Here is an 18044-nt window from a genome sequence, read left to right on the forward strand (position 1 = left end):
GCCTCACTCAGGCCGTCGCGTTCACGACCGTGTTCAGCGCTGATCGAGAACATGACGATCACCCCTTGATGCCGAGGACGACCGGTACGACCCCCAACGCCCCCCGCGCCGACTCCGCCACCCGGATCTCCACGCTCCCGGGCAGTACTGCCGCCTTCAAATCGGCCCCGACCTGGGCGAGTTGGTCGGGGCCGAGGGAGAACGTGACCGTACGGCACTCACCAGAAGCCAGGTCGACGCCCTGGAAGGCGCGGAGTTCCAGGGTCCGGGGCCACACCGTCGTACGCAGCGGGCGGATGTAGAGCTGGGCCACCGAACGCCCCGCCCGTCCACCGGTGTTGGTGACCGCGACCTCGACCTCGACCTGGTCACCGCAACTGGCGCCATCCGGCCTGATGTTCGGGACGCCGTACTCGAACGTCGTGTACGTCAGGCCGTGGCCGAAGGAATACTGCGGCTCGGCGTCCTCGTCCACGTACGACCCGTACTCCGTGTCCTTGTGGTTGTAGTAGACGGGGAGTTGGGCCGCCGAGCGCGGTACCGACACGGGGAGGTGGCCGGTCGGGGCGGTGTGGCCGAGGAGGATCTCGGCGATCGCCTCGCCGCCCCAGGGGCCCGGATACCAGGCCGTGAGCAGTGCGGCGGCGTGTTCCGCCGCCTCCGGGACAGCGTGCGGGCGGCCCTGGATCAGGACGACGACCGCGGGTGTGCCCGTCGCCGTCACCGCGTCCAGCAGGGCGTGCTGGGCCCGGCCCAGCCGCAGGTCGGCCAGGTCGACACCCTCGCCGCAGGTCATCTCCGACACCGCGGTGCGCGCCGCGCCGTTGGCGTCGAACTCCGTGTCCGGGGTACGGGCGCTGCTGCCGCCCAGGACCAGTACGGCCAGGTCGGAGGCCGCCGCTGCCGCCACCGCCTCGGGGATGCCGGAGAGGTCGTCGCCGGTCAGGGCACAGCCTTGGGCGTAGCGGAGCTCCGTCTCCTGGTGGGTGAGGTCGCGGAGGGCGGCCAGGACACTGGTCCCTGTGCCGGGGCGCTGGGGGGCGGTGTAGTCGCCGAGTTGGTGGGCCGTGGTGGCGGAGTGCGGGCCGAGGACGGCTATACGGGAGATCCTCGCCTGGTCGACGGGCAGGACGCCCGCCTTGTTGTGGAGGAGGGTGACGGCCGAGCGCGCGAGGGCTGTGCTCAGGGAACGGCCGGCGTCGGCGGACGGCAACTCCGGTGTCACATAAGGGTGTTCGAAGAGGCCGAGGCGGAATTTCAGGGTCAGGACCCGGGATACGGCCGTGTCGAGCACCGACTCCTTCACCAGGCCTCGTTCCACCGCCTCCGCCAGGTGCGTGAAGCCCTCGTCCCAAAGGCTCAGGTCGATACCGGAGTTGAGGGCGAGAGCACCTGCGGAGACCTTGTCGCCGGTGATGCGGGCGAGGCGGTCCACCGCCAGCCCGTCCGCCATGACCAGGCCCTCGAAGCCCCAGCCACCACGATCCCCGCTGCCGCGCAACAACCCGTTCAGCAAAGGGCCGTTGGCCGAGCACGGGATGCCGTCCACCTCGTTGTAGGCGGCCATGACCGCCGCCGCACCGGCCCGTACCCCGGCCCTGGCTGCCGGGAGGTGGATCTCATGGAGTTCACGGGGACCCAGCTCCGACTCGGCCGAGTTCCGGCCGCCGACCGTCGCACCCTGGCCGGCGAAGTGCTTCAGGACCACCGGGGCCTTGTCCGAGGAGAATCTCCCCTGCTCGTCCATGTCCCCCTGCGCGCCTCTCACCAGCGCCTCCGTCAGGCGCGCGGCGAGGTACGGGTCCTCCCCGAAGCACTCCTCCGTACGGCCCCAGCGAGGGTCACGGGCGATGTCCAGCGCCGAGACCAGGGCCAAGTGGCCGCCCCTGGCGCGGAGTTCGGCGGCGGCGTGGGATGCCGCCCGCTCGTACAGGTCCGGGTCCCAGGTGGCGCCCACCGCCAGGTTGACGGGGAGGACCGTGCCGTCGAGGGCCATGAGGCCGTGCGGTACCTCCTCGACGAAGAGAGTGGGGATGCCGAGGCGGCTGCGTTCGAGTACGTGGCGCTGGACCAGGTGGGCCAGCGCCGGGCCCGTTTGCGCGTCGGCGCCGGTCGAGTGGTCGACGCCGGACCAGGCGTCGGCGCGCAGGAGTCCGTACAGGGCGCCGAGGCCCTCGAAGCGGTCGGTCTCCTCGTACAGGGCCCGGGTCAGCTCGAACTCGCCGTCGGGGCGGCGGCGGTAGGCGTCCCAGCCGTACATCCGCTGGTTGAGCTGGCCCACCTTCTCCCGCAGGGTCATCCGCGCCAGGAGGTCGGCGACGCGGGCGTCGACGGGGGCGGCGGGGTCACGGTAGAGGGGGGACACGGTCACGGTCACTGGTTCTTCTCCAGGTGCTGCGGGGCAGGGCCCGGTGCGAGTCGGGCCAGGGCCACCGCGCCCCGGCTGCCGTCGGGGACCCAGTGCGCCACCAAACCGAGGGCACGCAGATGCGGCTCAAGGGGGGCGGTCAGTGGGCCTTCGGGGCCGAGCAGGCCGCCCGTCGCGACCACCGACTCGCCCGGCCTCGGCTCCAACGCCCGTACGCAGTCGGCGAGATGACCGGCGGCCTCGTCGAGGATCGCCCGCGCGAGGGTGTCCCCCGCGCGGGCCGCCCCGGCGACCAGCGGGGCGAACCGGGCCAGCCCGACCGGCGGTTCGGCCATGACGGCGGGGAGGACGTACCGGCGAAAGGCCTCACGGGCGGAACGGGTCCAGGGCTGCTGAGCGGCGCCCTCACCTTCGTACGCCGACATCTCACCCTCGTACGCCGACACCTCACCCTCGCGCGGGAGGACCGCGACCGGCACCCCCAACTCCCGTCCCACCAGCGCCGCCAGAGTCGTGTCGCCGCCCCGCCGGTCCGCCATGCGCAGCGCGACCCGGACCGCTTCCCGGCCGATCCAGAAGCCGCCGCCGTCGTCGCCTAGGAGCCAGCCGTCGCCGCCTACCGTCTTCTCGCAGTGGCGGGCGGTGATGCGCATCGCGACGGCGCCCGTACCGGCGACGAGGGCCAGCCCGTCGGCAGGGGGACCCGGGGTGTCCGGGGCGGCGGCGAAGGCGGCCTCGATGTCGCTGCAGATCCGGATCTCGCGCGCGGGGACGCGGATGCCGAGTCGGCGCAGGGCTTCCGTCAGCGCGGTGAGGGCGTTGACGCGGCCGGGTTCGTCGGCGGTGCCGGCGGCGCCCGCGAAGCCGCCCGCGACGGCGACGACCCGGCGGCGGTCCGGCTCCGGCACCGCCAGGGCGAGGGCCTCGACGAGGTGCTCGGTGAGCTGCGGCACGGCGACGGTGAGGGCGTTGCCCGGCCCGGCGACGCCCTCACCGAGCGTTCGCCCGTCGAAGGCGGACGCCAGCACGGCGCGCGTACGGGTGCCACCGGCGTCGAGCCCGACGACGAGGGCGCCGGCCGCCGGAACACCGTGTTCGCCCGGGCCGGAATCCTGACCCGATTCCCGGCCCGAGTTCCGACTCGAATGCTGGTTCAATTCATTGCTCATCGCGCACTATGGTGGTTCATACATTCGCCGAGGACAAGACCCGACTCGCGGCCCGGCGCAGTCACGCACGTCCGTGGAGGACCCGTGAGCACATCCACCGCCCCCTCTTCTCCGTCTCCCGCTCCTCGTTTCGGCGTCAACTACACGCCGCGCCGGGGCTGGTTCCACTCCTGGTACGACTTCGACCCGGCCCTCGCCCGCGAGGATCTCGACCAGATCGCCGGGCTGGGCCTGGACCACGTACGGATCTTCCCGCTCTGGCCGCTGCTCCAGCCGAACCGCACGCTGATCCGCGCGTCGGCCGTGGACCAGGTGGCGCAGCTGGTCGACGTGGCGGCGGAGGCGGGCCTCGACGTCATGGTGGACGGTGTGCAGGGCCACCTCTCCAGCTTCGACTTCTACCCGGAGTGGACCCGCAGCTGGCACCACCGCAACGTCTTCACGGACCCGGAGGCGATCGAGGCGCAGGCCAACCTGCTGCGCACCCTCGGCAGCGCGCTGACCGGCCGCCCGAACCTCCTCGGCCTCCAGCTCGGCAACGAGCTCAACAACCTGGTCGAACACAACCCGGTGACGGTGGCCGACATCGACCACTACCTGGACACCCTGCTGGCCGCCGCGCGAACAGGGCTGGGACCGGCGGGCGCGACAGGCCTGGTCACGCACTCCGCGTACGACGCCGCCTGGTACAGCGACGACCACCCCTTCACGCCGGAGGCCTCGGCCCGCAAGGGCGACCTGACGACCGTCCACCCCTGGGTGTTCTCGGCCGACTGCGCCCGCCGCTACGGCCCCCGCTCCCCGCAGGTCCAGCATCTCGCGGAGTACGGCGTGGAACTGGCCACCGCGTACGCCGAGGATCCCGCCCGGCCCGTCTGGGTCCAGGAGACCGGCGCCCCCGAACCGCACATCCCGGCAGCCGACGCACCCGGCTTCGCCCGCGCGACCGTACGCAACGCCGCCGAGTGCGCCAACCTGTACGGGGTCACCTGGTGGTGCTCCCACGACGTCGACCGTTCCCTGGCCGACTTCCCCGAACTGGAGTACACCCTCGGCCTGTTCGACTCCACGGGCCGCCCGAAGCCCATCGCCGAGGCCCTCGCGGAGACGGTCACCGAGCTGCGCGCCGCCCCCCGCCCGGCCGAGCCCCGTACGACCGCCCTGATCCTGGACTGCACACCGGGCACACGCTCGGTGTCGGGCCCGGGAGGCGCGTACTTCGAGGCGTGGATGCGACTGCGGGCGGAGGGCACGCGCCCGGCGGTGGTACTGGCGGAACACGCCGAGGACGAGACCTACCTGACGGCCCGGGGCATCAAGGAAGCCGCACGCCCCCGTTGACCGGAGCGAGCGGCAAGGACCGAGGGCGCGCCCCCGACCGGAAGCGAGCGGCACGCTCCCAGGGCCGGGGTCCAACCGGAGACCAGCAGCAAGGGAGGGCTCCCCAGGGGCCCGGGCCCCTGGGCCCGGGCCCCTGGGGAGCCCTAGCAGTGGCCCGGCCAGTGGCCGGAGGCCGCGAGGGCGAGCGCTCCCAGGGCGCGAGTCCACCCGGCGCAGACAGCAACCGGCTGCCTTCAGGAGCGCGGGGCTGTGACATTTGCGGCTCCGCCGCGTGGGCGCGGCCGGCCTCCACCGGCCCGCACCCCACACACCACCTCAGACACCCCCTACCAACACCTCGGCCAACGCCCGCAAATTGACCCGCCCCCGCCCGTAGGAACACAACGCACCCGCACCGGAACGCGCACCGACCCCACCGTCGGTCAACCCGGTCTCCACCACCACCGCGTCCCCCCGCCCGGCCACCAGCGCGTCCCGCAGCTCCTCCTGCCACGGATACAACCCCGCATCCGACGTGGCGACCACCAGCGGCACCCCCACCGCCCACCACAGAATCCCCTCGGCCAGGGCAGCGGGATCCACTGGAGCCTCGTTCAGCACCATGCCCGCAGCCGTGGGATCCAGCGCCCGCACCTCGCTCAGCAGGTCCTCGCCACCCCAGTTCAGCGCGGGATGCGGCGGCGGAAACAGATCGACGACATACGCACCCCGCCCCGCGGACACCGCACCGACACCATCCCCGAAACCGGCAGCGCCACCCCGTACAGCCCGCCGAGCCGCGTCAAGCCCCGCGCCCGCGTCCCACGGCGCGACCGCGCCCTCCCCCACCGCCCCCGCATACCGCTCCGCCAGCTTCCGCACCCGCCCGGCGGCCTCCCGTACCCGCTCCTCCGCGAGCATCCCGTCCCGCAGCGCGTCGATCACCGCGTCCCGGCAGGCCAGGGTGGTCGCCAGGTCCGGTACGGCCACGATCACCTGGTCGGCGCCCGCGGCCAGGGCGAGCCGGGCGCCGGCCGCCTCGCCGTACCGGTCGGCTATCGCCTTCATCTCCAGGGCGTCGCTGACCAGGACCCCGTCGAAACCGAGGTCGTGGCGAAGCAGGTCGCCCAGGATGCGGCGGCTGAGGGTCGCGGGCCGTTCCGGATCCAGCGCCGGGTACACCACATGCGCGCTCATCAGCATCGGCACGCCCGCCGCCACAGCGGCCCGGAACGGCTCGACATCGGCGCGGATCTCGTCGTACGACCGCAGGTCGACCGCCATCTCGTGGTGGCTGTCGGTCACCGTGCCGCCGTGGCCGGGGAAGTGCTTGGCGCAGGAAGCGACGCCGCGCGCCTCGGTGGCCGTGATCCAGGCGCGGAGGTGACGGGCGGCGAGTTCCGGATCGGAGCCGAAGGAGCGGGTACGGACGATCGGGTTGTCGGGGTGGTACTGGAGGTCTGCCACGGGGGCGTACGAGACGGTGATGCCCAGCGAGGAGAGGTGACCGGCGAGGGCGTCGGCGCAGCGGGCGGTGAGGTCCGGGTCGTCGACGACGCCGAGGGCGTACGAGCCGGGCACCTCGGGCGCGCCCGCGGCGACGAGGTGGCCGATGCCGCCGCCCTCGTTGTCGATGGCGACGAGGAGATCGGGCCGCAGGGCGCGCAGCTCGTCGGTGAGGCGGCGGACCTGGCCCGCGTCGCGCACGTTGCGGGTGAAGAGGATCACTCCGCCGAGGCCGCGCTCGATGAGCCGCTTGAGGGTGTCCGGGACACCCGTGGTGCCGTCGAAACCGGCGACGAGGCACCGGTGGACGGCTTCGTCGAGGTCGACAGGCAGGTCGAGGGGCAGGTCGAGGGGCAGGTGATTCCGGGGCTGCTGCTGCATCGACTTCATCGACTTCATCGGAAGGCCTCTGGGTTCGCGGGCAGATACTTGGCAGACACTTGGATGATAGAAGTCACCAAAACTGCAGCACAAGGTGAATCAAACAACCAGAATCTCGCAGCGCACATGCCCCATACGCCCCGCATGCGCCATTCCACGGCCATCCCGGGTTCACCCGCGCCACCGACGATGCGCCCATGAACCGCACCGCCCTCGCCCTCGCCGCACCCTTGTGCGCCCTGCTGGCCACCGCACTCCCCGCCCACGCGGCGGACCGTTCCACTTCCTCCTCCGGCTCCACTTCCTCCTACGGCTCCGGATCCGCCTCCGCCTCCGCCGACAGCTACGGCACCAAGGCCTCGTACGCCCCCCAGCAGAGCCTGCGGAGCTATCAGCAGCCCCCGAAGGGCTTCGTCCCGGTGTTCACGGAGAACGTCTCCCGGCACGGCTCCCGGGCCGCGACCGACAGTTCGGACGGCGACCTGATCCTCAAGCTGTGGGACCAGGCCGAGAGCGAGGGCCAACTCACCGCGCGCGGCAAGGAGTTCGGGCCGAAGGTGCGGGCCCTGCTCGCCGCCATGACCAAGGTCGGCTACGGCAACCTCAGCGGGCGCGGCAAGAGCGAGATCGCGGGCACCGCCGTACGGATGGAGAAGCGGCTGCCGGGCCTCTTCGCCGGTATCGCGAGGAACGGCGAGAAGATCGACGTCGTCAGCTCCGGACAGGGCCGCGCCGTCGACAGCGGGCAGCTCTTCGCGGACACCCTGGCGGCCACCGACCCGGCACTCAAGCCGCTCATCGGCGCGGGCCGCACCGACAAGGACCTGCTCTACTTCCACAAGGCCGCCGGGGGCGCCGCCTACCGCGACTACATCGCGAACGACCAGCGTCTCGCCACCACCCTCACGTCGATCACCGACCAGCCGGCCACCCACCGCGCCGCGTCGGACGTACTGCGGAAGATCTTCAAGCGCGGCTTCGTGCAGCGCATCGTCGACGGCGAGTTCGCGAGCACCGCCGGCAGCGCGGTGGACGCGGCCGAGGCGGTCTACAACCTGTACGGGATCGCCCCGGCCATGAGCGACGAGAGCCCCGGCGGCAAGGGCTGGCACATGGACCGGTACATCTCGCAGCGCGATGCCGCCTGGTTCGGGTACCTGAGCGACGCCGAGGACTTCTACGAGAAGGGTCCCGGCTTCTCCGACAGCGACATCACCTACAAGATGGCGGGCGTCCTGCTCGACGACTTCTTCAAGAAGGCCGAGACCGCGCAGGACAGCACCGCCGCCACCGGCACCCTCGGCGCCGAACTGCGCTTCACGCACGCCGAGGAGATCATCCCGCTGGCCGCACTGATGGGCCTGCCGGGCAGTACGCGGGGAGTGAGCGCCGAGCGGCCGTACACGTACGGCGACAACGCGTGGCGGGGCGCGGCGGTGGCGCCGATGGCCTCGAACATCCAGTGGGACGTGTTCCGCAAGGGCGACACCACCCTCGTACGGATGCTCTACAACGAGAAGGAGACCGCCTTCAAGGCCGGCTGCCGACCCGTGTCCAAGGGCAGCAAGTTCTACGCCCTGGATGAGCTGGAGCGCTGCTTCGGCCGTACTTCCTGACGTACGAGGTACCTGACGTACGAAGTGCCTGACGTACGAGGTGCCTGACGTACGGCGCGCCGCGAATATAGGGGTACCCCGTATCCGTATACGCCCGCCGGGCTAACATGGCCGTGTGACAGCCCGCGCACAGCGACCGCAGCGCACGTACCCACCGTCCTGGTGGACGCGTGCGTTCGTCGTGCTCGGGCTGCTGGCAGGCGTCCTCGCGATGCACGGCCTCGGGCCGGGTGGCATGTCCGCCGGGATGGCGGACAGCGCCCATCACGGGCACCGGGCCCAGGCATCGCAGCCGATGAGCATGCGGGCGGGGCCTGCCGAGGAATCCGTCTGCCACGGCATGGGCTCGCACGGCGGCCACACCCAGCACGCCGACGCGACCTGCGCGTCCGGCGCCGTCCCGGCGGGGCACACCTTCGCCGCCCTCGCGCCCGACCCGGCCGGTGCCTCGGACCTGGCCGCCCGCGCCGACCGCTCGCTGCCCCGGTCCCCCGAGGGCGCCCGCGCGCCACCGTCCCTCGCCGAACTCCAGCTCCTGCGGATCTAGAGGTCACCGCACGTCCCAGGCGTGCCCGCGTACCTCAATTCCCTTTCGCACAGCAGGAGTTCCAGCATGCGCAAAACCCGTAGGACCCTCGTCGTCATGGCCGCCGCAGCCGCACTCGCCGTCACCCTCACCGCGTGCGGCAGCGACGACGGCAACAGCGACACCAGCACCAGCAACGCCGGCAGTGGCGCCAAGGCCGAGGACCACAACGCCCAGGACGTCACCTTCGCGCAGGGCATGATCCCTCACCACAAGGGCGCCCTGGCGATGGCGGAAGAGGCTGCCGACAAGGCCTCGTCGGCCGAGGTCAAGTCCCTCGCCGCCCGCATCGAAAAGGCTCAGACCCCGGAGATCGAGACCATGTCGGGGTGGCTGAAGACCTGGGGCAAGGACGTCCCGACGTCGACGGAGTCGATGCCAGGCATGGAGTCCATGGAAGGGATGGAATCGATGCCCGGCATGGACCACGCCGCCACCGGCAAGGAGTTCGACAAGAACTTCCTGACCATGATGATCGAGCACCACAAGGGCGCCGTGAAGATGGCCACCACCGAGAAGGCCAAGGGCGAGTACGGCCCCGCCACCTCCATGGCCGACGACGTCATCCGCACCCAGAACGCCGAGATCACCGAGATGAACAAGCTCCTCGGCAAGAGCTGACACCGGCACCGACACCACTGGAAAGCCGGCCGGCCGCCGCTACCGGGCCGGTCGGCTCACCCCTGCCCACCCACCGTGAACCCGATGACCGCCCCGCCCCCGTCCCGCCGGTTCGCGAAGGGTGCCCCGCCGTGGGCGATGGCCACCTCGCGGACGATCGACAGCCCGAGGCCCGAACCGGGGAGGCTACGGGCGTCGGCGGCGCGGTAGAACCGGTCGAACAGGCGCAGCAGATCGCCCTCGGCGACTCCGGGCCCCCGGTCGAGCACCTCGACCCGGATCGCGCCCTGCCGCCCGCCGCCCTGCCGGGCCCGGTCCGGACCGGTGACCGCGATCTCGATCGGCGTCGTACCGCCCCGGTCGAACTTCGAGGCGTTCTCGACGAGGTTGGAGATCGCGCGCTGGAGCGCGGCGGGGCGGGCGTCGGCGGCCGTCTCGCCGCTCACCCGGACGACGACTTCCCGCCCGGTACGCCGCCGGGCCACCACCGCGACCTCGTCCGCGATGTCGGCGACATCGAGCCGCTGCTTGGGCTCGGTGTCCGACTGCCCGGCCGCCAGGTCCACCAACTCGTTGACCAGATCGGTGAGTTCACGCGCCTCAATGGCCAGGTCGTCGACCAGGTCCTCCCGGGTCGCGGGCGGCAGTTCGTCGATCCGGCGCAGCAACGAGATGTTCGTACGGAGGGAGGTGAGCGGGGTACGCAGCTCATGCCCCGCGTCCTGGACCAGTCGGCGCTGGTCCTCCTCCGACTGGGCGAGCCGGCCGAGCATGCGGTCGAAGGACCGGCCCAGGCGTCCCACCTCGTCGGACCCGGTCACCGGCACCTGGATGCCGAGCCGGCGGGTGCGGGCGACGTCCTCGGCGGCCGAGGCGAGGATGCGCAGCCGGTGCGTGATCCGCCGGGCCAGCCACCACCCGAACAACCCGGCCGCGACGACGACCGCGGCCATCATCAGGATCGTCCGCTGCTGAAGCTCCCGGAGCAGGTCCTCCGTGTCGCTGAACTCCTGCGCGACCTGCACCGCGCCCCGGCCCTCGCTCCGCTCGCCGCCCAGCGAGACGGTCGCGATGCGGTAGACGTCCTGGCCGACGGCGACGTCCTTGTGCTGCACGGCCAGCCCGGCGACCGGGGAGCCGGCGATCCGGCGGTCGGCGGCGGTGACGGGCAGCGCCGGACTCCCGCTGTCGACCACCTCACCCGCCGGTCCGAGCACCTGCACATCGGTACGGCTGGGCCGGACGATGTCGTGCCCCGGCTCGGACGACGAGAAGTCCTGCGGCGTCATCTTGTTGTGCCGCACCTCGTCCTGGAGGTCCTGCACGACCTCGGCGAAGGCGGACTGCTGGTCCACCCGGACCAACCGCGCGGCGGCGTCGTACGACAGGAACCCGACCAGCACGGTCACCCCGGCGGCGACCGCGGCGAACGACACGGCGAAGGTGGTCCGCAGCGAGGCCAGTCCCGCCCTCCGCTGGGTCACTCAGTCCTCCCGGAGGACGTAACCCACGCCTCGCACCGTGTGGATCAGCTGCGAGGCGCCCGGCTCGTCGAGCTTGCGGCGCAGATAACCGACGTACACGGCAAGGTTCTTGGACCCCGGGCCGAAGTCGTAGCCCCAGATACGGTCGTAGATCGTGGAGTGGTCGAGGACGATCCCGGCGTTGCGCACGAGCAGTTCCAGCAGCTCGAACTCGGTCCGGGTCAGCTCCAGTTCGCGCGTCCCGCGCCACACGCGCCGCGCCTGGAGGTCCATCCGCAGCCCGGCGGCGGTGAGTTGCCGCTCGGGAACGGCGGGTTCCTTCAGTGCGGGGGACGCGGACAGGCCGACGGGGGCGACGCCCCTGACGGGACGCTGCTCGCCGGGGCCGGTGCGCCGCAGCAGCGCCCGGAGGCGGGCGAAGACCTCCTCGACGTCGAACGGCTTGACGACGTAGTCGTCGGCGCCCGCGTCCAGGCCGGCGATCCGGTCGGCGGTCTCCACCAGCGCGGTGAGCATCAGGATCGGCGTACGGTCCCCCTCGGCGCGCAGCACCCGGCACACCTGGAGCCCGTCGATGCCGGGCATCATCACGTCCAGCAGGAGTACGTCCGGCGGCGTGCGATGCGCCTGGGCGAGCGCCTCGACGCCGTCGGCGACCGCGGTGACCCGGTAGCCCTCCAGGGTCAGGGCCCGCTCCAGGGCATGGCGGATGGCACGGTCGTCCTCGGCGAGCAGCACGGTTTGGGGCACCCGCCCAGTGTGCCAAGGGGGGCTCTTACTCGCCTCTCACCGTCACTCCCGCGCTCACCCCCGCAGCGCGTCCAAGCGCTCGGCGAACGGGACCACCTCGAACCCGCCCGACGCGGGCTTCGGTACCGGCCGCCGCTGAGCCGACAGCCCCGACATCAGAGCCGTCAGCTCCCCCGCCGCCCGCTCCACCCGCTCGGCCAGCCCCTCCGCACCCCAGTCCTCCGAGGCCGCGTACACGGCCGTCGGAACGACCACGGCCCGCAGATACGCGAACAACGGCCGCATGGCGTGCTCCAGGACCAGCGAATGCCGGGCCGAGCCGCCGGTCGCGGCGACCAGCACCGGTTTCCCGGCCAGCGCGTCCTTCTCCAGCACGTCGAAGAACGACTTGAACAGACCGCTGTACGAGGCCGAGAACACGGGCGTGACGACGATCAGCCCGTCCGCCCGAGTCACCGCGTCCAGGGCGTCCGCCAGCTTCCGCCCCGGGAACCCGTTGGTGAAGTTGTGCGCGATCTCCACGGCCAGCTCGCGCAGTTCCACGACCTGGATGTCGACCTGAACGCCGGCGTCCGCCTTCCGGTCCACCGCGGCGGCCAGCCGGTCGGCCAGCAGCCGGGTGGACGACGGAACGCTCAGCCCTGCCGAGACAACGACGAGCTTCATACCGCGGCCTCTTCCTTCTGGTCCTTCTGGTCCATCTCCTGCTGCTGCGCGGCGGCCAGCAGTGAGGCGTGCGTGGGCGCGTTCGGCACATCGGCCGCCCGTCCCTTGGCGAACTCCGCCCGCAGTACCGGCACGACCTCCTCGCCGAGCATGTCGAGCTGCTCCAGCACCGTCTTCAGCGGCAGCCCCGCGTGGTCGACCAGGAACAGCTGACGCTGGTAGTCACCGGCGTACTCCCGGAAGGCCAGCGTCTTCTCGATGACCTCCTGCGGTGACCCGACGGTCAGCGGGGTCTGGTCGGTGAAGTCCTCCAGGGAGGGCCCGTGTCCGTACACCGGCGCCTCGTTGAAGTACGGCCGGAACTCCCGTACCGCGTCCTGCGAGTTCTTCCGCATGAACACATGGCCGCCCAGCCCCACGATGGCCTGCTCGGCGGTGCCGTGCCCGTAGTGGGCGTACCGGGACCGGTAGAGCTCGATCATCTTCTTCGTGTGCTCGGCGGGCCAGAAGATGTTGTTGTGGAAGAAGCCGTCGCCGTAGTAGGCCGCCTGTTCGGCGATCTCGGGCGAGCGGATGGAGCCGTGCCAGACGAACGGCGGTACGTCGTCCAGGGGCCGGGGTGTCGACGTGAACCCCTGCAACGGCGTCCGGAACTTCCCCTCCCAGTTGACGACGTCCTCGCGCCACAGCCGGCGCAGCAGGGCGTAGTTCTCGACGGCGAGGTTGATGCCCTCGCGGATGTCCTGCCCGAACCACGGGTACACCGGGCCGGTGTTCCCGCGCCCCATCATCAGGTCCACGCGCCCGTCGGCCAGGTGCTGGAGCATCGCGAAGTCCTCCGCGATCTTCACCGGGTCGTTGGTGGTGATGAGGGTGGTGGAGGTGGAGAGGATCAGCTTCTCGGTCCGCGCGGCGATGTAGCCGAGCATCGTGGTCGGCGACGACGGCACGAACGGCGGGTTGTGGTGCTCGCCGGTCGCGAAGACGTCAAGACCGACCTCCTCGGCCTTGAGCGCGATGGCGACCATGGCCTTGATGCGCTCGCGTTCGGTCGGCGTCCGTCCCGTGGTCGGATCCGGTGTGACGTCGCCGACGCTGAAGATCCCGAACTGCATGGTCGCTCACCCTCCAGGTTGTTTACTCTTCAACTATAGCGTCCGAGTGCGACAACCGCGCGCCTTCCAGAGGTATTCCGCAGACCTCCCCCTCCCCCTCTCCCACCCGCTCTCCCTCTCCCTCCGCTCCTCCCCTCGGACGCCGCCGTACAGCGCTACGGGGTCACCGTCCTGGAGGTGACGGTGACCCCGCGCGCGAGCCGGAAACAGGGGGCGCCGACAGGGCGCGCCAGAAGCAGTCAGAGGTAGTCAGAGATAGTCAGAGATAGTCAGAAGTAGTACGCGTCCCCGGTGTCGAGCACGAGCACGCGCTGCCGGTCGTTGTCACGGTTGCGGTCGACGACATCGCCGCTCCAGACCGTACCGATCTCCAGCGTCACCTCGGCGGGCCTGCCCTGCAGCCGCATCCGGAGCCCGATCTGCTCGCCCACACCATCGGCAGCCAGCGCCCCCGTACGGCACACGACCACCCGCGCCCCGAGCCGCGCGCACCCGTCCGGCAGCTTCTGCCGGGCGGCCAGCGGGGCCGACCAGGTCAGCCGCACGGTCGCGTCGGCGACAGCGGACGGCCCGTGGTTGCGCGGAGTCACCCGCAGGTCGATCCGCCCACGGTCCAGCGAGACGGCCCCGTGATACGCGAGATCTGCCTCGGGCCCCCCGCTGTCGGCACCGGCGACCCCTCCGACCCCGCTCCCGACCACACCGACAGCCACCGCACCCGCCACCAGCCCACGCACCCAGACCCGCATGCTCACGCCACCCACTCCTCGCCCGGAAGACCGTTGACGCCGTTGACGGCGTCGAAGCGATGTATCCCACCTGACGCGCCCCGCAGGCGCCCTCCAACAGGTGACGGTGAACCAACATGCAAAGCTGCCCGAATGTCGGTCCTGCGCTCCGTAGCCCTGTTCCTGGTCGCCGCCCTGTTCGAGATCGGCGGCGCCTGGCTGATCTGGCAGGGCGTACGGGAGCACCGCGGCTGGGTGTGGATCGGCACGGGCGTGCTGGCGCTGGGCGCGTACGGGTTCGTCGCCACCCTCCAGCCCGACGCGGAGTTCGGCCGCATCCTGGCCGCGTACGGCGGAGTCTTCGTCGCCGGTTCACTGGTCTGGGGCATGGCGGCGGACGGCTACCGCCCGGACCGCTGGGACGTGACGGGCGCGCTGATCTGCCTCGCCGGTATGGCCGTGATCATGTACGCCCCCCGAGGCAACTGACGAAGCCCGGCAAGGCACGGCCACACCCGGCGAAGCTCAGCGAAACCAGCTGGAGGCGACGGCACCGGCCCACCCTCCGGACACCCCGTCCCCGGCTCCCGCCGCCTGCCTATCCTGAGCAGCACAACCCGCACGCCCAGTACCCCGAGGAGCAGTCCCATGGCCAGCGCCGCCCCGTCCGCCGCCTCCCGCATCGCCGTGATCACCGGCGCGAGCAGCGGAATCGGCGCCGCGACGGCCCGCCGACTCGCCGCCGCCGGCTACCGCGTCGTGCTGACGGCCCGCCGCAAGGACCGTATCGAGGCGCTGGCCGAGGAGATCAACGCGACGGGCGGCCAGGCAACGGCGTACCCCCTGGACGTCACCGACCGCACGGCGGTCGACGAGTTCGCGACCGCCTTCAAGACGATCGGCGTCCTCGTGAACAACGCGGGCGGCGCACTCGGCGCCGACCCGGTGGCCACCGGCGACCCGGCCGACTGGCGCCAGATGTACGAGACGAACGTCATCGGCACCCTCAACCTCACCCAGGCCCTCCTCCCCGCCCTGACGGCGAGCCGCGACGGCACCATCGTGATCGTCTCCTCCACCGCCGGGCACGGCACGTACGAGGGCGGCGGAGGCTACGTCGCCGCCAAGCACGGCTCCCACGTCCTCGCCGAGACACTGCGCCTGGAGATCGTCGGCACCCCGGTCCGGGTGATCGAGATCGCGCCGGGCATGGTGAAGACGGACGAGTTCGCCCTGACCCGCTTCTCCGGCGACACGGAGAAGGCGGCCAAGGTCTACCAGGGCGTGGCCGAGCCCCTCACCGCGGACGACGTGGCCGAAACGATCACCTGGACGGTGACCCGCCCCAGCCACGTCAACGTCGACCTCCTGGTCCTGCGCCCCCGCGCCCAGGCATCGAACACGAAGGTGCACCGGGACGCGTGAGCGCCCCCGCCTCCGCAGGAAACGGTCCACAGGTCTCGTTGCACGTTGCCCAGCAGCGGCTTGCCGACTCACCAGGCGGGGCGGATCGGCCCCGTCGGCGTGAACCGGGCCAGATCGGCGACAAGTTCGCTGAAGCGTGCCTCGCCCAGCGCCTCTCGCCATGGCGCGACGGCATCCCGGGCCGCCTGATCGGCGGCGCGCGTGGCGGCCCAGCCGGCCTCGGTCAGCTCCAGGAGCCGGGCACGGGCATCGTGGGGGTGCGGACGCCGCTCCACGTACCCCTTGCCGACCAGCTCCTCGACCAGCTGGGCGGCGGCCTGCTTGGTCACGCCCAGGTGCTCGGCCAGCGCGGCCGTAGTGGCGCCTCCCCGGGAGATGCGGACAAAGACGAAGCCGTGCGCGGGCCGTAGATCCTCGAATCCCTGCTGGGACACGCGAGTGTGGATCTCCTGCACCAACTGTCCGGAGAGCGCCAGCACAAGCGCGGAGAAAGCCAGAGCGTCGTCCATGGCTTGACTATAACTCGACAAGCTGCTTGTCTTCATGGACAAGTAGCTTGTCTATTGGGAGGGGATTGGAGCTGACATGCCTTTCATCCGCAGCACCGAGGCCGTCGCGCACGAAATCCACGGTGGCCGCTTCGTTTCCTACATCCGTCCGGACACGGGCAGCCGGGACCTCGCCGCCTGGCGCACCGAGATCCCAGCCGGAACGGTCGGCCCGGCCCACACGATCAGTCACGAGGAAACGTTCTACGTCCTGTCCGGTCGCCTCCGGCTCACCATCGGCGGCGAGAGCGCCGAACTCGGCGCCGGTGACGCGGCGGTGGCTCCGGCGGGCTCCGAACTGGCGGTTGCCAACACCACCGACCGGCCCGCCCACATGTGGGTCACCACACGCGTCGGACTCAGCGCCGAACTGGCCGACGGCAGCACCATCACACCGCCTTGGGCTCATTAGTCCACGGAGGGATCGGCGCCGGCCTCCCTTCCGGGAGGACCGCGAACGAGGTCCCCGGACCGAAGCCGGGGACCTCATGGGTCAACCCTTCACACAGACGACCTGCTTCAGCTTCGCCACGACCTCCACCAGGTCCCGCTGCTGGTCGATGACCTGCTCGATCGGCTTGTACGCGGCAGGAATCTCGTCCACGACGCCGGAGTCCTTACGGCACTCCACGCCCCGCGTCTGCTCCTCCAGGTCCTTCGTCGAGAAGCGCCGCTTGGCCGCGTTGCGGCTCATGCGCCGACCGGCGCCGTGGGACGCCGAGTTGAAGGCCTTCTCGTTCCCCAGACCCTTCACGATGTACGAACCCGTGCCCATGGAACCCGGGATGATCCCGTACTCACCGGCCCGGGCGCTGATCGCACCCTTGCGGGTGACGAGCAGGTCCATGCCCTCGTAGCGCTCCTCGGATACATAGTTGTGGTGAGCACTGATCTCCGGCTCGAAGGCGGGCTTCGCCTTGCGGAACTCCTTGCGGATCACGTCCTTCAGGAGCGCCATCATGATCGAGCGGTTGTACTTCGCGTACTCCTGCGCCCAGAAGAGGTCGTTGCGGTAGGCCGCCATCTGCGGGGTGTCCGCGATGAAGACGGCGAGGTCGCGGTCGACCAGCCCCTGGTTGTGCGGCAGCTTCTGGGCCACGCCGATGTGGAACTCGGCCAGCTCCTTGCCAATGTTGCGGGAACCGGAGTGCAGCATCAGCCAGACAGACCCAGTCGTATCTGTGCATACTTCGACAAAATGATTGCCCCCGCCGAGCGTTCCGATCTGCTTCGTGGCCCGCTCCTCCCGGAACTTCACCGCCTCAGCAACCCCGTCGAACCGCCCCCAGAAGTCCTCCCACCCCCCGGTGGCAAACCCGTGCAGCCGCCCCGGATCGACGGGACTGTCATGCATCCCCCGCCCCACCGGAATCGCCTCCTCGACCTTCGACCGCAGCCGGGACAGGTCGCCCGGCAGGTCGTTCGCCGTGAGCGACGTCTTGACGGCGGACATCCCGCAGCCGATGTCGACCCCCACCGCCGCCGGGCACACCGCACCCTGCATCGCGATGACCGACCCGACCGTCGCACCCTTGCCGTAGTGCACATCCGGCATGACGGCGAGGCCCTTGATCCACGGCAGCGTCGAGACGTTCCGCAGCTGCTGCATCGCGACGTCCTCGACCGACGCCGGGTCGGCCCACATGCGGATGGGCACCTTCGCGCCCGGCACTTCCACGTACGACATATCGTCCTCATTCCCCCGAAAAACCAACAGAAGTCTTCAAACGCAAAACCGGCGCCAAGGTCAACGAAAGGGAT

17 protein-coding genes are annotated in these 18044 nt (G+C 71.1%); 7 read left to right on the forward strand and 10 right to left on the reverse strand.

The window, feature by feature from the left end; all coding sequences use genetic code 11:
* Positions 1–58: 58 nt before the first annotated feature.
* A complete protein-coding gene (locus G3I56_RS28895) occupies positions 59–2299 on the reverse strand; it encodes a glycoside hydrolase family 3 N-terminal domain-containing protein (protein ID WP_164414100.1) in 2241 nt (746 codons plus the stop codon).
* Between the two features lie 74 nt (positions 2300–2373).
* Positions 2374–3537, reverse strand: coding sequence for a BadF/BadG/BcrA/BcrD ATPase family protein (locus G3I56_RS28900; protein WP_164413966.1), 1164 nt, complete (start codon positions 3535–3537; stop codon positions 2374–2376).
* Positions 3538–3621: 84 nt separating this feature from the next.
* Here G3I56_RS28900 and G3I56_RS28905 point away from each other — a divergent pair, with 84 nt between their 5' ends.
* Positions 3622–4878, forward strand: a complete 1257-nt coding sequence (locus G3I56_RS28905) for a cellulase family glycosylhydrolase (protein WP_164413968.1) — start codon at positions 3622–3624, stop codon at positions 4876–4878.
* A 315-nt stretch (positions 4879–5193) separates the two neighbouring features.
* Here G3I56_RS28905 and nagZ read toward each other — a convergent pair whose 3' ends face one another.
* Complete coding sequence (gene nagZ / locus G3I56_RS28910; RefSeq protein WP_239135156.1) at positions 5194–6753, reverse strand: beta-N-acetylhexosaminidase; 1560 nt, start codon at positions 6751–6753, stop codon at positions 5194–5196.
* Between the two features lie 188 nt (positions 6754–6941).
* Between nagZ and G3I56_RS28915 the strand changes: the two genes are divergently transcribed.
* The 3 genes from G3I56_RS28915 (at position 6942) to G3I56_RS28925 (ending at position 9567) form a co-directional block, all read left to right on the forward strand.
* Complete coding sequence (locus G3I56_RS28915) at positions 6942–8360, forward strand: histidine-type phosphatase (RefSeq protein WP_164413970.1); 1419 nt, start codon at positions 6942–6944, stop codon at positions 8358–8360.
* Between the two features lie 115 nt (positions 8361–8475).
* Positions 8476–8907 carry a DUF6153 family protein gene (locus G3I56_RS28920; RefSeq protein ID WP_164413972.1) on the forward strand — a complete coding sequence of 144 codons (432 nt, stop codon included), beginning with the start codon at positions 8476–8478 and terminating at the stop codon, positions 8905–8907.
* Positions 8908–8973: 66 nt separating this feature from the next.
* A complete protein-coding gene (locus tag G3I56_RS28925; RefSeq protein ID WP_164413975.1) occupies positions 8974–9567 on the forward strand; it encodes a DUF305 domain-containing protein in 594 nt (197 codons plus the stop codon).
* A 56-nt stretch (positions 9568–9623) separates the two neighbouring features.
* Here the strand turns inward: G3I56_RS28925 and G3I56_RS28930 are convergent, their stop codons facing one another.
* From G3I56_RS28930 to G3I56_RS28950, 5 genes are all read right to left on the reverse strand, one after another.
* Complete coding sequence (locus tag G3I56_RS28930; protein WP_164413977.1) at positions 9624–11051, reverse strand: HAMP domain-containing sensor histidine kinase; 1428 nt, start codon at positions 11049–11051, stop codon at positions 9624–9626.
* On the reverse strand, positions 11052–11789 hold the full coding sequence (locus G3I56_RS28935) for a response regulator transcription factor (RefSeq protein ID WP_164414105.1): 738 nt from the start codon (positions 11787–11789) through the stop codon (positions 11052–11054).
* A 66-nt stretch (positions 11790–11855) separates the two neighbouring features.
* Positions 11856–12467: an FMN reductase gene (locus G3I56_RS28940; RefSeq protein WP_164413979.1), complete on the reverse strand. Its 612-nt coding sequence runs from the start codon at positions 12465–12467 to the stop codon at positions 11856–11858.
* Positions 12464–13582, reverse strand: coding sequence for an LLM class flavin-dependent oxidoreductase (locus G3I56_RS28945; protein WP_164413982.1), 1119 nt, complete (start codon positions 13580–13582; stop codon positions 12464–12466). Before G3I56_RS28945 ends, G3I56_RS28940 begins: the two co-directional genes overlap by 4 nt.
* A gap of 269 nt (positions 13583–13851) precedes the next feature.
* Positions 13852–14331 (reverse strand): hypothetical protein, encoded by a 480-nt coding sequence (locus G3I56_RS28950; RefSeq protein WP_164414106.1) that lies wholly within the window; start codon positions 14329–14331, stop codon positions 13852–13854.
* A 132-nt stretch (positions 14332–14463) separates the two neighbouring features.
* On the opposite strand from G3I56_RS28950, the gene G3I56_RS28955 reads away from it, so the two are divergent.
* Positions 14464–14799 (forward strand): YnfA family protein, encoded by a 336-nt coding sequence (locus tag G3I56_RS28955; RefSeq protein ID WP_164413985.1) that lies wholly within the window; start codon positions 14464–14466, stop codon positions 14797–14799.
* Positions 14800–14958: 159 nt separating this feature from the next.
* Positions 14959–15735, forward strand: coding sequence for an SDR family NAD(P)-dependent oxidoreductase (locus G3I56_RS28960; RefSeq protein ID WP_164413987.1), 777 nt, complete (start codon positions 14959–14961; stop codon positions 15733–15735).
* Between the two features lie 68 nt (positions 15736–15803).
* On the opposite strand, the gene G3I56_RS28965 is transcribed toward G3I56_RS28960, so the two are convergent.
* Entirely contained in the window at positions 15804–16244 is a 441-nt protein-coding gene (locus G3I56_RS28965; protein ID WP_164413989.1) for a MarR family transcriptional regulator, read from the reverse strand.
* A gap of 76 nt (positions 16245–16320) precedes the next feature.
* Here G3I56_RS28965 and G3I56_RS28970 point away from each other — a divergent pair, with 76 nt between their 5' ends.
* Entirely contained in the window at positions 16321–16695 is a 375-nt protein-coding gene (locus G3I56_RS28970) for a cupin domain-containing protein (protein WP_164413991.1), read from the forward strand.
* 81 nt (positions 16696–16776) lie between these two features.
* Here G3I56_RS28970 and G3I56_RS28975 read toward each other — a convergent pair whose 3' ends face one another.
* On the reverse strand, positions 16777–17970 hold the full coding sequence (locus G3I56_RS28975; protein WP_164413993.1) for an RtcB family protein: 1194 nt from the start codon (positions 17968–17970) through the stop codon (positions 16777–16779).
* Positions 17971–18044: the final 74 nt, after the last annotated feature.

It is taken from the genome of Streptomyces sp. SID12488, assembly GCF_010548275.1.
Lineage (GTDB): Bacteria > Actinomycetota > Actinomycetes > Streptomycetales > Streptomycetaceae > Streptomyces.